This is a genomic window from Pseudomonas bubulae, assembly GCF_900618535.1.
In the GTDB taxonomy this organism is placed as follows: domain Bacteria; phylum Pseudomonadota; class Gammaproteobacteria; order Pseudomonadales; family Pseudomonadaceae; genus Aquipseudomonas; species Aquipseudomonas bubulae.
Map to the genome: position 1 here is coordinate 918211 of NZ_UYJA01000001.1, position 14208 is coordinate 932418.

Sequence of the window (14208 nt, forward strand, 5' to 3'; positions counted from 1 at the left end):
ACCCTGCCCTGCGCACATAACGTGCGCAGTGGCTGAATTTCGGCCCACTTTTGCCCGGGGATTCGAGCATGCTCGATCAACTCTCACTTCTTTCTTTTGCCAGTGGCGGCTGGGGCTCGGCGTTGCTCGCCGGCGCGCTGGTGACCATTGCCCTGGCCTTGAGCTGCCTGCCTATCGGCTTGCCCCTGGGCCTGGTCGTGGCGGTGGCGGCACGCTCGAAAAACCGTTGGCTGCGGGCGTGGGCGACGACCTTTTCCACGGTATTTCGCGGTTTGCCGGAACTGCTGACCCTGCTGATCATTTATTACGGCTGCCAGATCGCCGCACAAAAGCTGCTCGCCATGATGGGCTACGACGCGCAGGTGACGATCAATACCTTCGTCGCTGCGATGGTGGCTTTCAGCCTGGTATTTGCCGCCTTCTCGAGCGAGATCTGGCTGGGTGCGTTTAAAACCATTCCCAAGGGCCAGTTCGAAGCGGCCTCGGCACTGGGCCTGAGCAAATTCACCACCTTTCGTAAGGTGGTACTGCCACAACTGGCACGCATCGCCCTGCCGGGGCTCTCGAACAACTGGCTGTCGCTGCTCAAGGACACCTCGCTGGTGTCGACCATTTCCCTGGTGGACCTGATGCGCCAGACCAACCTGGCGGTCAGCGTGACCAAAGAGCCGATGCTGTTCTACACCGTCGCCTGCCTGGGCTATCTGTTTTTCTCGGCGATTTCCGGGCGTCTGTTCGCCTTCCTTGAACGCTACTTCAGCCGCCATCAACGGAGCGCGCAGCCATGAGTCTGGCGGATCTGCAAAACATGTTTCTCAACCCCGACCTGCTGGAACGCTACGGCCCGCGGTTTATCGACGGGCTGCTGGTCACCGGCAAACTGGTAGCGATTTCCTTTACCCTGGGGGCTTTGCTCGGTTTGCTGATCGCCCTGGGGCGTTTGTCGAGTAACCGCTTCTTGCGCAGTTTTACCGGTGCCTACGTGTACTTTTTCCGCGGCTCACCGCTGCTGGCGCAACTGTTTTTGCTGTACTACGGCCTCGGCTCGTTCAAGGGCTTCTGGCAGGACGTGGGCCTGTGGTGGTTTTTCCGCGATGCGTGGTTCTGCACCCTGCTGGCTTTCACCCTCAACACGGCGGCGTACCAGGCCGAGATCCTGCGCGGCAGTATCCTCTCCGTGGCCCAGGGCCAGCGTGAGGCCTGCAAAGCGCTGAACCTGTCGCGCTGGACCGCCTTCCGCAAGATCATTCTGCCGCAATCGTTGCTGGTGGCCATCGGCCCGCTGGGCAATGAACTGATCCTGATGATCAAGGCCAGTGCGATTGCCTCGCTGGTAACCATTTACGACCTGATGGGCGTGACCAAGATGGCGTTTTCGCGCAGTTTCGACTTTCAGGTCTACCTGTGGGCCGCCGTGCTGTATCTGCTGATCGTGGAAGTGGTGCGGCGCAGCCTGAAACTGATCGAAGGCCGCCTCGGCCGCCATTTGCAGTAAGCCCATTGCCCGGGCTGCGCACACGGCCCCCTGTTTTAAGGATTTGTTTATGCACTGCGACACTATCGTTCTGGGCGCCGGCATTGTCGGCGTCAGTACCGCGTTGCAACTCCAGGCTCGTGGGCGCAGCGTCGTGCTGCTTGACCGCGCCCAGCCAGGCAGCGGCACCAGCCACGGCAATGCCGGGCTGATCGAGCGCGCCAGCGTGATCCCCTATTCGTTCCCGCGGGAACTTTCGCGCCTGTTGCGCTATGGCCTCAACCAGCAATCGGACGTGCGCTACAGCCTCAAGCACCTGCCCAAGGCCGGGCCGTGGCTGTTGAAGTACTGGCAGCAATCCGCTCCCAAGGCGCTGGCCAGGGCCACCCGGGCCATGCTGCCGCTGATTGAACAATGCGTCAGCGAACACGACTTGCTGGCCGAGCCCGCCGGGGTGACTGCGCTGATCGATGACAGCGGCTGGATCGAGGTCTATCGCACCCAGGCCGACTTCGACAAGGCCCAACGCGATGCGGCGGCCTTGAGCGACTACAGGCTCAACTACCGGGTACTGGGCGAACAGCAGGTGCACGCCCTGGAGCCGGGCCTGCATAACGATGTGATCGGAGGCATTCACTGGCTCGATCCCAAGACCGTCAGTGACCCGGGCGGCCTGACCCGTGGTTATGCCGAATTGTTTGTAAAGCGTGGAGGCACCTTTGTCATCGGTGACGCCACCAACCTGCGGGCAACGGCCGGGCAATGGCAGGTCGAGAGCCAGAAGGGCCTGATCGTCGGCAACGAAGTGGTGATTGCCCTCGGCCCGCAAGCACGGGCGATTTTCGAACCGCTGGGCTATCGCATTCCCCTGGCAATCAAGCGCGGCTATCACATGCATTACGCGGCCAAAGACGGCCACACCATGCAGCACCCGATTCTGGATTCGGTGGGCGGTTATGTGCTGGCACCGATGGTGGGCGGTATTCGCCTGACCACCGGGATCGAATTTGCCGACAGCGATGACCCGATCAACGAAATCCAGTTGCGCCGCTGCGAGGAGCGCGCCCAACGCCTGTACCCGCTGGGTGAGCGTGTGGATGCCGAACCCTGGCTGGGCCGGCGCCCGTGCCTGCCGGATATGTGCCCGGTGATTGGCCCTGGCAGCCGCCACAAGGGCCTGTGGTTCAACTTTGGCCACGCCCACCACGGCCTGACCCTGGGCCCGGTCAGCGGGCGTCTGCTGGCCGAAATGATGACCGGGGAAAAACCTTTCACCGACCCTGCGCCCTACAGCGCCGAGCGTTTTCACTGATTACTGGAGACACACCATGCTTGCACAACCTGCTTACGTTCATCCTGTGTCGCCAGTCACTGACACCCGCAAGGTCGTCGTGGATATCGCCGGGCTGAACAAATATTACAGCGCTTTTCACGTGCTCAAGGGCATCGACCTGAAGGTGCGCGAAGGTGAACGCATTGTGCTGTGCGGCCCGTCCGGCTCTGGCAAGTCGACGCTGATCCGCTGCATCAACCGCCTGGAAATCGCCGAGCAGGGTCGCATCCTGATCAACGACACCGACCTGGCACTGCCAACCCGTGAAGCGGCAAAAGTGCGCAGTGAGATCGGTATGGTGTTCCAGCATTTCAACCTGTTCCCGCACATGAGCGTGCTGGACAACTGCATCCTGGCGCCGATGTCGGTTCGCGGCCTGTCGCGTAAAAAGGCCATTGAACTGGCCCAGCATTTTTTGACCAAGGTGGGCATTGCCAGCCAGGCTGAGAAATACCCGAGCCAGTTGTCCGGCGGCCAGCAGCAACGTGTGGCCATTGCCCGGGCGTTGTGCATGGAACCGAAAATCATGTTGTTCGATGAGCCGACTTCGGCGCTGGACCCGGAAATGGTCAGCGAAGTGCTGGATGTGATGGTCAACCTGGCGGGCAGTGGCATGACCATGTTGTGCGTGACCCATGAAATGGGTTTTGCCCGGCAGGTGGCGGAGCGGGTGTTGTTCCTGGATGGCGGCATGGTGATTGAAGACTCGCCGCCCGAGGAGTTTTTCAACGCCCCGAAAAGCCCGCGGGCCAAGGCGTTTTTAGCCCAGATCGTGCATTAAGAGCAAAGCCCCTCACCCCAACCCTCTCCCAAAGGGAGAGGGGGCTAAAGGCCAAAGCAGATTATCGCAACGCCACAAATCAGTCCCCTCTCCCTCCGGGAGAGGGTTAGGGTGAGGGCGCTTTACAGCTGCGCCGCCAATCTCGACCCCTGATCAATCGCACGCTTGGCATCCAGTTCCGCCGCCACATCGGCACCGCCGATCAAATGCACGCTCTGCCCCGCTGCAACCAGGCCATCCTGCAACTCACGCAACGGATCCTGCCCCGCGCAAATCACAATATTGTCTACAGGCAATACCTGCGGCTCGCCCTCGCCAATACGCACATGCAAACCGGCATCGTCGATGCTCAGGTATTCCACGCTGTTGAGCATCTGTACCTGCTTGTTTTTCAGCCCGGCGCGATGGATCCAGCCAGTGGTCTTGCCCAGCCCGTCACCCACCTTGCTCGCCTTGCGTTGCAGCAAGTACACCTGACGCGCCGGGGCATGCACCTGAGGCTTGATCCCGGCCACACCGCCGCGAGCCTCAAGCTCGGTGTCGATGCCCCACTCTTTCCAGAACGCTTCACGGTCCTGGCTGGTAGACACCCCCTGGTGCACCAGAAACTCCGACACGTCAAAACCAATCCCGCCCGCGCCAATCACTGCAACCTTACCGCCCACCGGCTTGCGCTCCAGGATCACGTCCAGATAGCTCAGAACCTTGGGGTGGTCGATACCCGGGATCGCCGGCGTGCGCGGTGCGATGCCGGTGGCCAGGATGATTTCGTCAAACTTGCCTTCGACCAGTTGCTGCACATCCACCCGGGTGTTCAGGCACACCTCGACACCGGTGGTTTGCAGTTTGCGCTTGAAGTAACGCAGGGTTTCAAAGAACTCTTCCTTGCCCGGTATGCGCTTGGCCACATTGAACTGCCCGCCAATCTCGCTGGCTGCGTCAAACAGCACCACTTCATGCCCGCGCTCAGCCGCCACGCTAGCCGCAGACAGCCCGGCCGGGCCGGCACCGACCACGGCGATTTTTTTCACCGCGATGGTCGGCAAATAATTGAGTTCGGTTTCGTGGCAGGCTCGGGGATTGACCAGGCAACTGGTCAGCTTGCCGCCGAAGGTGTGGTCCAGGCAGGCCTGGTTGCAGCCGATGCAGGTGTTGATCTCATCACTGCGCCCGGCAGCCGCCTTGTTGACGAACTCCGGATCAGCCAGGAACGGCCGCGCCATCGACACCATATCGGCATCGCCTTCGGCCAGGATCTGCTCGGCGATTTCCGGGGTGTTGATGCGGTTGGTGGTGATCAGCGGCACACTCACCGAACCGCGCAGCTTGGCGGTGACTTTGCTGAAAGCCGCACGGGGTACCTTGGTGGCGATGGTCGGGATGCGTGCTTCATGCCAGCCAATACCGGTGTTGATCAGGGTCGCACCGGCCGATTCGACCGCCTTGGCCAGTTGCACGATCTCTTCCCAGACGCTGCCGCCTGCCACCAGATCGAGCATCGACAGACGATAGATAATGATGAAATTCGGGCCAACGGCTTCGCGCACGCGACGCACGATTTCCACGGGCAGGCGCATGCGGTTTTCGTAGCTGCCACCCCAACGGTCAGTACGCTGGTTGGTGTGCGCCGCCAGGAACTGGTTAATCAGGTAACCCTCGGACCCCATGATTTCGACACCGTCATAGCCGGCACTCTGGGCCAGCCTGGCGCAGGTCACGAAGTCGCTGATCTGCTTTTCGATGCCCTCTTCATCCAGCTCCCTGGGTTTGAACGGGTTGATCGGCGCCTGGATCGCACTCGGCGCAACCTGGCGCGGGCTGTAGGCATAACGCCCGGCGTGGAGGATCTGCAGGCAGATCTTGCCGCCGGCATCGTGTACTGCGCGGGTCACAACCACATGCTTTTCGGCCTCTTCCACCGTACTCAGCTTGGCTGCACCGCTGTACACCCCACCCTCGTCGTTGGGCGCAATGCCGCCCGTGACGATCAGGCCCACGCCACCCCGGGCACGCTCGGCAAAGTAGGCGGCCATGCGTTCAAAGCCACCGGGCTTTTCTTCCAGGCCGGTGTGCATCGAGCCCATCAGGCTGCGGTTGCGCAAAGTGGTAAAACCCAGATCCAGCGGGGCGAGCAAGTGCGGGTAGCGAGTGGCGGTCATCAGTAGGCTCCACAACGGGCGAAATCACGGAACGCGGGATGCTCTGCGGCTCCCGTCGTTGATCTGAGGCACAGTAAAGACTCAACCGACCCCACTCAATGACCCAAAGTTACAAATTATTAACCCAAATGCGCAGCACCCCTTGGCAAGCCAACAACCGCCGCCTACCCTGTAGATTGAATTCCGCTGAAAGCTGTCTGTTTTATTTATATGCGCAAAATAATTGGCTGCACCTTACTGATTGCCCTCTTCGCTGCTGCAGGCGGTTATGCCTGGTGGACCACGCAACGGGATGTTGGCCACTACCTTTCTGACTTGCGCATCGAGCTCGCGATTAACGAGGGTGTGAATAATGATCGCGGCAACCTGCTGGGCATCGAGCCCGACCTGTCACCCCGCGACTACCAAAGCCTGGCGCTGGTCCATCTGAAACTGGCGGCCTACTTGAACAGCGCCCGCGATGCCGGGCTGGTCAACGGCAAAACCGTAGTGGTACTGCCGGAACATATCGGTTCCTGGTTGATGTTTCGCGGTGAAAAAAGCCAGCTGTATCAAGCCGCCAACCTCAATCAAGCGATGCACTGGCTGGCCATCAGCAACCCGCTGGCCTTTGCCAATGCATGGTTGCGCGCTGACGGCGAAAGCCGGGTCAACGATGCTCATCTGCGCATGAAAGCCAACAGCATGGCCGACGATTACCAGACCCTGTTTGGCGGCCTGGCCAAAGAGTTCGGGGTCACCCTGGTGGCCGGCAGTATCGCCTTGCCCGACCCGCGCATTGAACACGGCAAACTGCTGGTCGGCACCGGCGCGTTGTACAACAGCAGCGTGGTGTTTGACCGCGAGGGTGCCGCCATCGGCACTCCGCAGCGCCAATTGCTGCCCACCTATGAAGAACAGAGCTATATCCAGCCCAGCCCCGATCATGAGCTGAATGTGGTCGACACCCCGGCCGGGCGCCTGGGCATCCTGATCGGCAGCGACAGCTGGTACCCCGAGAACTACCGCACGCTGAACGAAAAAGGCGCGCAACTGATCGCAGTGCCCGCGTTTATCGTCGGTAAAACCACTTGGGACAAGCCCTGGGGCGGTTACAAAAGCGTGTCGACGCCCAGTGAAATCAGCCTCAAGCCCGGCGAAGTCACTGAGGGCGATGCCTGGCATCGGCTGACCTTCACCAGCAGCCTGCCCATCAGCACCGCCAACGCTGGCGTCACCGTGTTCTTGCGCGGCAAGTTCTGGGACAAGCACAGCACCGGCCAGGGCTTTATCAGCCGCAACGGCCAGACCAGCCCGGACCAGCCTGGCAGCGGTGCACGACTGCTGAACCTCTGGTTATAGAATGATGAAACCACTGCCGATGCGCCTGGGCGATCTATCGGTCGGGTTCGTTGAGTCCCTGGCCGACGCCGTGCGCAGTTGCGGCCACGACCCGGCCCCCCTGCTCGACCAGTTCGGCCTTGACCCAGCCCGTCTGGCCCAGCCTCTGGCACGCCTGTCGATCCCGCGCTATATGCGCCTGGGCCACGCCGCAATTATGCTGACCGGCGAGCCGGCACTGGGCCTGCGTATGGGCCAACTCAGCCGTCTGGGCCAGGTGGGCCTGGCCGGCGTCACTGCAGCCCAGGCACCCACAGTGCGCGAAGCGGCCCGCACCCTGATACGTTTCGAACCCTTGTACGGCTCCAACTACCGCGGGCAGTCAAGCCTGCACGAAGACGCCCAGGGTGCCTGGCTGCGGTTTTACTCCATCAGCCCGTACAACGCCTATAACCGCTTTGTGGTGGACTCGATCATTGCCGGCTGGTTGCAGCACCTGTCCGCGGTTGCAGCCCGGCCCTTGAGCTGCGAGCAGATCGATATCGAATTCAGCGAACCGGATTACGCCCAATGCTACAACGGGCTGGGCAGCTCGACCCTGCAGTTTCGTGCAGAAACCAACCAGCTGCGCCTCAATCACGCCACCCTCGACCTGCGCAACCCGCAGCACTGCCCCAGCACCTGGGCCTACCTGCTGCAACTGTGTGAGCGCGAACTGGAGCAAATGACCCGCACCCGCAGCCTGCGCGAGCGCATTACGCAACTGCTGGGGCCTTTGCTCAATGGCGGTCGCGAACCCGACCTGGAGGAAGTGGCGGCACGCCTCAAGCTGCCGACCTGGACCTTGCGCCGCAAGCTGGCCGAAGAAGGCACGCAATTTCGCGCCATTCTCAACGACACACGCCGCGACCTCGCCATGACCTATATCCGTGATACGGAGCTGGCCTTCGGCGAAATCGCTTATTTGTTGGGGTTTGCCTCAGCCGAGGCGTTTCAGCGGGCCTTCAAGCGCTGGAATGCGCAGACGCCGGGAGAATACCGACGGCGTCAGCGCCAGACTGCCTGATGCTGCACCGGGCTCAAAGCTCGGTCGCATCGTCGGCAGGTTCCAGCGGGTCCAGTTCAAAGGCCTGGTATTCAAGCAGCTCTTCCTGATAGTCGTCCATACAGCATCCCTTTTCAGTCTGTTTGTTTAAGTCATGCCTGAGCATAAAGTGCCCGCATGAAGGAAAAATGACACCTTCGCGGGCACTGTCAATACTCATCGTTAAACGTAGCAGAGCTTTTGAGATTTACTGCACAGTTATTGAACGGGGGAAGGCTCTACGGCGGCAGGTACGGAGGTGATGGCAGGCTCGGTCACAGGCTCGACCACAGGCGTGACTGGCGCCACCACTGCAGGTACCGTTACCGGGGCCTCCAGCACAGGTAGAACAGGTTCGGCTGCGGCCGGGGGCAGCAGCACAGGCTCGCTGGCAGGCGCCACAACTGGCTCGGGCACAATAACCGGCTGGGGTGCAGGCACAATCACTTCAGTCGGCACTGGCGCAGGCTCAGGCACGCCCAGATCAGGCTTGGCTTTTTGCGGCGCCTTTACCGCTTTCACGACTTCCTTGGGCTTGGGCAGGAACACTTCGACCAGGCCAAAAAAGCGGTCATAGAACTGCGCCGAAGACACCGTCTCGCTGGCGACTTTGACCATCGAATCATCGGTTGAACCAATCGGCATCGACACCGAACCCAGCACACCGACACCCAGACTGGCAGAGTTGTTGACTTTCTTCAGGGCGTAACGGTCCTGCAGCGCATTGGCAAACATGGTGGCGTGATGCTCAGAACCGCCATCGTCGGCACACACAATGTTGAAGCTGATCTCCAGATGGCTTTCGCCGGTTTGCTGGAAGCTCTTGTGGCCGCTGATCATTTTCGGGTCATTGCTGGTGATGATATAGCCCTGGCTAAGCAAGGCGCGCCGCGCTGATTCGCAGGCTGTCTTGTCGGTCACCGGGTAATTGCGCGAGAACGTACCGGAGTCATCGAAGTTTTCATGTTCATAGATGGCAGTTTTCTTCGACGAGCAACCTGCCAGGCCAGTCAGCACGAGAGCGACTACCACGGCACGCACGGGGAATGACATAAGCATTGAAAATCCTGAAGAGAACGGTACGGGGCGTATTGTGCATCAAGTGGTGATAATCGCGGGCAGTTTGTCGCATCTGATCGTGGATCGCGGCCTGAAACCGCATTCGACCCCACTGTGGGAGCGAGCCTGCTCGCGAAGGCGCCAAGAGCTTCGCGGTTATCCGGCAAGTCCGGCATCTTCGCGAGCAGGCTCGCTCCCACAGTGGCTGGGTCCGTACAAAATCCCGGGCACAAAAAAAGCGACCCTGGGGTCGCTTTTTATGTAGATTCAGGGAGTTCAAGGGCCCTGAAGCAAATATGGCGCAGCGGACGGGACTCGAACCCGCGACCCCCGGCGTGACAGGCCGGTATTCTAACCGACTGAACTACCGCTGCGTATCGCTCGGACTTGCGTCCGTTTGAAACTTTTAAAACCTGTGACTGAAGAGCTTCGGTGCTTTTCAATCGCAAACCAGGCGAACCTGATTTGTACAAATATGGCGCAGCGGACGGGACTCGAACCCGCGACCCCCGGCGTGACAGGCCGGTATTCTAACCGACTGAACTACCGCTGCGCGTCGGTGGCAGCTCCTTTCGGAACGACCTTTCTCTTGCGAGAATCTCAAGAAGTGGTGGGTGATGACGGGATCGAACCGCCGACCCTCTGCTTGTAAGGCAGATGCTCTCCCAGCTGAGCTAATCACCCTTTGCTTCGTTGAGGCCGCGAAATTTACGCACCTATCGAAGCTAAGTCAAGGACAAGATTGGTTTTTTTCAAAACAAGCAAAAATAGTGGCCTGGCCTTAATCGCCATAGATCATCTTCTTGCTCATGCCGCCATCCACCACAAACTCCTGACCCGTGACAAAACCGGAGTTGCGCGACAACAACCAGGCAACCATCGCGGCAACGTCCTCCACAACCCCTGCCCTGCCAGCAGGGTGCTGAGCGTGATCGGCGTCCGTCAACGGCGCTGCACGCCTTACAGATGGATCACGGGCGTCGATCCAGCCCGGGCTTACAGCATTGACCCTGATTTGCGGGCCAAGGCTGATGGCCAGCGCATGGGTCAATGCCAGCAACCCGCCCTTGCTTGCCACGTAAGCCTCGGTATCAGGCTCCGACTGGCGCGCACGGGTGGAAGCCAGGTTGACGATCGCCCCGCAATGGGCACGCAGATACGGCGCACAATGCTTGGCCAGCAACATCGGCCCGGTGAGATTGACCGCCAGCACGCGATTCCACTGCTCCAGATCGAGGCTTTCCAGGGGCGTGTTGTGCGGGTCCGCAATCGCGGCGTTGCACACCAGCCCGTCCAGCCGTCCGAACTGCCCCAGCACTTGCGCGACACACTGGATGACATCGTCTTCAACCGACACATCCATGCGCACAAACCAGGCACTGTCGCCCAGCGCCTTGGCCACTTTTGTGCCCCGGGCGCGGTCAATGTCGCTGAGCACCACTTGCCAGCCTTCACTGACCAGCCAGGCTGCAATGCCCAGGCCAATGCCCCGCGCAGCACCGGTGACCAGTGCTACACGGCCATTGCCGCTTACCGGCGCCTCGAGCATCCAGTCGGTCACAGCGCGGCCAGGCCTCGTGCGAGGTCGGCTTGCAGGTCACTGACATCTTCCAGGCCTACGGCGATGCGGATCAGGCTGTCACGAATACCGGCCGCTTCACGCTCTTGCGGTGCCAGGCGACCATGGGAAGTGGTCGCCGGATGAGTAATCGTGGTTTTGCTGTCACCCAGGTTGGCAGTGATCGAGATCAGACGTGTCGCGTCGATAAAGCGCCACGCGCCTTCTTTGCCGCCCTTGACCTCAAAACTGACCACGGCACCAAAGCCGCGCTGCTGGCGCTGGGCCAATTCGTACTGTGGATGGCTCTTGAGACCGGCGTAGTGAACCTTCTCTACGCCATCCTGCTGCTCCAGCCACTCGGCCAGGGCCTGGGCACTGGCGCAGTGAGCGCGCATGCGCAGGTTGAGGGTCTCCAGACCCTTGAGGAAGATCCACGCGTTGAACGGGCTCAGAGTCGGCCCGGCGGTACGCAGGAAACCGACGATTTCTTTCATCAGCTCGCCACGACCGGCCACTACCCCACCCATGCAACGACCCTGGCCATCGATGAACTTGGTTGCCGAATGCACCACGATGTCTGCACCCAGCTTCAGCGGCTGTTGCAAGGCTGGCGTGCAAAAGCAGTTGTCGACCACCAGCAAGGCACCCTTGGCGTGGGCGATTTCAGCCAGCGCGGCGATATCGACCAGCTCGGCCAGCGGGTTGGACGGCGACTCGACAAACAGCAGCTTGGTGTTGGGCTTGATCGCCGCGTCCCAGCCAGCCAGTTCGGCCAACGGCACGTAATCGACCTGCACGCCAAAGCGCTTGAAGTACTTCTCAAACAGGCTGATGGTCGAACCGAACACACTGCGCGAGACCAGGATATGGTCGCCGGCGCTGCACAGGCTCATCACCACCGACAGAATGGCTGCCATGCCCGTGGCCGTGGCTACAGCCTGCTCGGCACCTTCAAGGGCGGCGATGCGCTCTTCGAAAGCACGAACGGTGGGGTTAGTGTAACGCGAATAAACATTGCCTGCCACCTCGCCCGAGAACCGCGCTGCCGCGTCTGCCGCCGTGCGGAACACGTAGCTGGAGGTCAGGAACATTGCATCACCGTGCTCACCTTCCGGCGTACGGTGCTGGCCAGCACGCACCGCCAGGGTGTCGAACGCTACGCCCTCAAGGTCGCTGTCCAGCCGACCCGCATCCCAATCCTGACTCATGCTGCCCACTCCTTGCTCTACTTTGTATTGGATAAACGCAAACCGGCCCATCAGGGCCGGTTTGGTGAACACTTAGTTGTTGTACAAGCCTATCGTCGCACCGACGCCCTGGGCAATCACCTTGGAAGCATCGTTGCGCGCACGCTCGATTCGCTCCAGGTAGTTGTCGTCAATATCGCCGGTGACGTACTTGCCGTCAAACACTGCACAATCGAACGCATCGATCTTGATCTTGCCACCACCGACAGCGTCGATCAGGTCAGGCAGATCCTGATAGATCAGCCAGTCGGCGCCGATCAGCTCAGCCACTTCCTGGGTGCTGCGGTTATGGGCGATCAGTTCGTGAGCGCTTGGCATGTCGATGCCATACACGTTCGGGTAACGAACCGCCGGGGCCGCCGAGCAGAAGTAAACGTTCTTGGCGCCGGCTTCGCGGGCCATCTGAATGATCTGCTTGCAGGTGGTACCGCGCACGATCGAGTCATCCACCAGCATCACGTTCTTGCCGCGGAACTCGAGTTCGATGGCGTTGAGCTTCTGGCGCACGGATTTTTTACGTGCAGCCTGGCCCGGCATGATGAAGGTACGACCGATGTAACGGTTTTTCACGAAGCCTTCGCGGAACTTGACGCCCAGATGGTTGGCCAGTTCCAGTGCAGCGCAGCGGCTGGTGTCCGGAATCGGGATCACCACGTCGATATCGTGCTCAGGACGCTCACGCAGGATCTTCTCGGCGAGTTTCTCGCCCATGCGCAGACGGGCCTTGTACACCGACACGCCGTCGATGATCGAGTCCGGGCGCGCCAGATACACGTGTTCGAAGATGCACGGGGTCAGTTTCGGGTTTACCGCGCACTGACGGGTGTGCAGCTTGCCGTCTTCAGTGATGTAAACCGCTTCACCCGGCGCCAGATCGCGGATCAGGGTAAAGCCCAGTACATCCAGGGAAACGCTCTCGGAGGCGATCATGTACTCGACGCCTTCGTCGGTATGACGCTGACCGAAGACAATCGGACGAATGCCGTTCGGGTCGCGGAAACCGACGATGCCATAACCGGTGATCATCGCAACCACGGCGTAACCGCCACGGCAACGGTTGTGCACGTCAGTCACGGCAGCAAACACGTCTTCTTCAGTCGGCTGTAATTTGCCGCGCTGCGCCAGTTCGTGAGCGAAAACGTTAAGCAACACTTCCGAATCGGAGTTGGTGTTGACGTGACGCAAATCAGATTCGTAAATCTCCTTGGCCAGCTGTTCAACGTTGGTCAGGTTGCCGTTATGCGCCAGGGTGATGCCATACGGCGAGTTGACATAAAACGGCTGGGCTTCAGCTGAAGTCGAGCTGCCAGCGGTTGGATAGCGCACGTGGCCAATGCCCACGTTGCCGACCAGGCGCTGCATATGACGCTGATGAAAGACGTCACGAACCAGCCCGTTGTCCTTGCGCAGAAATAACCGGCCATTATGGCTGGTCACAATACCGGCAGCATCCTGGCCGCGGTGCTGGAGGACGGTTAGCGCGTCATACAGCGCCTGATTGACGTTCGACTTACCGACGATACCGACGATGCCACACATGCGACGCAACCCCTACTTAATGGATCTGAACTGAACACCACTCACTTGGGCTGGGTAGCCGGCAAGAGATGCTCCTTGAACGGAATGTCAGCGGGTACGCTGATTCCGCTGGCCAGCCACTGACTGCTCCACCCCAGAATGAGGTTTTTGGACCAGTCGGCAACCAATAGAAATTGTGGCACGAGCCGTGACTCCTGCCACCATGAGTCCTGCTGTACCGGCCCCAGGCTCAACAGCCCGACCGCAGTGACCACCAGCAATGCGCCACGCGCAGCGCCGAAAGCCATGCCGAGAAAACGATCGGTCCCGGACAGGCCGGTGACGCGAATCAGTTCGCCGATAAGAAAATTGATCATTGCGCCTACCAGCAAGGTGGCCACAAACATGATGGTGCACCCTGCGATAACGCGGGCGGAAGGTGTTTCGATGTATCCGGAGAGGTATTGCGACAGCGAACCGCCGAACATCCAGGCAACGACCCCGGCAATGATCCAGGTGCACAGCGACAATGCTTCTTTTACGAAGCCGCGCTTCAAGCTGATCAAAGCGGAGATGGCGATGATTGCAACGATCGCCCAGTCAACCCAGGTAAATGGCACAGTTCAGCCTACGGATAGATGAGGCGGCGCATTTTAGCAGAGCGCCGCCGCT

At 60.3% G+C, this 14208-nt stretch carries 13 protein-coding genes and 3 tRNA genes; 6 read left to right on the top strand and 10 right to left on the bottom strand.

The features are described from left to right. Positions 1 to 68: 68 nt before the first annotated feature. From PPTH39_RS03955 to PPTH39_RS03970, 4 genes are read left to right on the top strand one after another with little or no spacing between them, the layout of a single operon-like run. Positions 69 to 788 carry an ABC transporter permease gene (locus tag PPTH39_RS03955; protein WP_095019762.1) on the top strand — a complete coding sequence of 240 codons (720 nt, stop codon included), beginning with the start codon at positions 69 to 71 and terminating at the stop codon, positions 786 to 788. Beyond that, positions 785 to 1495, top strand: a complete 711-nt coding sequence (locus tag PPTH39_RS03960) for an ABC transporter permease (protein ID WP_016780525.1) — start codon at positions 785 to 787, stop codon at positions 1493 to 1495. Before PPTH39_RS03955 ends, PPTH39_RS03960 begins: the two co-directional genes overlap by 4 nt. A gap of 49 nt (positions 1496 to 1544) precedes the next feature. Beyond that, entirely contained in the window at positions 1545 to 2786 is a 1242-nt protein-coding gene (locus PPTH39_RS03965) for an FAD-dependent oxidoreductase (protein WP_130871640.1), read from the top strand. A gap of 16 nt (positions 2787 to 2802) precedes the next feature. Beyond that, a complete protein-coding gene (locus tag PPTH39_RS03970) occupies positions 2803 to 3588 on the top strand; it encodes an amino acid ABC transporter ATP-binding protein (RefSeq protein ID WP_095032467.1) in 786 nt (261 codons plus the stop codon). A gap of 122 nt (positions 3589 to 3710) precedes the next feature. Here PPTH39_RS03970 and PPTH39_RS03975 read toward each other — a convergent pair whose 3' ends face one another. Next, on the bottom strand, positions 3711 to 5747 hold the full coding sequence (locus PPTH39_RS03975) for an NADPH-dependent 2,4-dienoyl-CoA reductase (protein ID WP_095000606.1): 2037 nt from the start codon (positions 5745 to 5747) through the stop codon (positions 3711 to 3713). Positions 5748 to 5957: 210 nt separating this feature from the next. Here PPTH39_RS03975 and PPTH39_RS03980 point away from each other — a divergent pair, with 210 nt between their 5' ends. Together PPTH39_RS03980 and PPTH39_RS03985 are read left to right on the top strand one after the other, a co-directional pair. Next, positions 5958 to 7088, top strand: coding sequence for a carbon-nitrogen hydrolase family protein (locus tag PPTH39_RS03980; protein WP_095000607.1), 1131 nt, complete (start codon positions 5958 to 5960; stop codon positions 7086 to 7088). Positions 7089 to 7092: 4 nt separating this feature from the next. Further along, on the top strand, positions 7093 to 8133 hold the full coding sequence (locus PPTH39_RS03985) for an AraC family transcriptional regulator (protein ID WP_095000653.1): 1041 nt from the start codon (positions 7093 to 7095) through the stop codon (positions 8131 to 8133). A gap of 13 nt (positions 8134 to 8146) precedes the next feature. Here PPTH39_RS03985 and PPTH39_RS03990 read toward each other — a convergent pair whose 3' ends face one another. The 9 genes from PPTH39_RS03990 to PPTH39_RS04030 form a co-directional block, all read right to left on the bottom strand. After that, positions 8147 to 8332, bottom strand: coding sequence for a hypothetical protein (locus PPTH39_RS03990; protein WP_130871641.1), 186 nt, complete (start codon positions 8330 to 8332; stop codon positions 8147 to 8149). 38 nt (positions 8333 to 8370) lie between these two features. Next, positions 8371 to 9210 carry a DUF2242 domain-containing protein gene (locus PPTH39_RS03995; protein ID WP_130871642.1) on the bottom strand — a complete coding sequence of 280 codons (840 nt, stop codon included), beginning with the start codon at positions 9208 to 9210 and terminating at the stop codon, positions 8371 to 8373. Positions 9211 to 9507: 297 nt separating this feature from the next. Further along, positions 9508 to 9584, bottom strand: a tRNA-Asp gene (locus PPTH39_RS04000). Positions 9585 to 9686: 102 nt separating this feature from the next. Further along, positions 9687 to 9763 (bottom strand) — tRNA-Asp (locus tag PPTH39_RS04005). 55 nt (positions 9764 to 9818) lie between these two features. Further along, positions 9819 to 9894: transfer RNA gene (locus PPTH39_RS04010), tRNA-Val, on the bottom strand. A 97-nt stretch (positions 9895 to 9991) separates the two neighbouring features. Beyond that, positions 9992 to 10759: an SDR family oxidoreductase gene (locus PPTH39_RS04015; RefSeq protein WP_153400341.1), complete on the bottom strand. Its 768-nt coding sequence runs from the start codon at positions 10757 to 10759 to the stop codon at positions 9992 to 9994. An 8-nt stretch (positions 10760 to 10767) separates the two neighbouring features. Next, entirely contained in the window at positions 10768 to 11979 is a 1212-nt protein-coding gene (locus tag PPTH39_RS04020; protein WP_095036728.1) for an O-succinylhomoserine sulfhydrylase, read from the bottom strand. Positions 11980 to 12051: 72 nt separating this feature from the next. Further along, a complete protein-coding gene (gene purF, locus PPTH39_RS04025) occupies positions 12052 to 13557 on the bottom strand; it encodes an amidophosphoribosyltransferase (protein WP_095002444.1) in 1506 nt (501 codons plus the stop codon). Positions 13558 to 13598: 41 nt separating this feature from the next. After that, positions 13599 to 14156, bottom strand: coding sequence for a CvpA family protein (locus PPTH39_RS04030; RefSeq protein WP_095002443.1), 558 nt, complete (start codon positions 14154 to 14156; stop codon positions 13599 to 13601). Positions 14157 to 14208 lie beyond the last annotated feature (52 nt).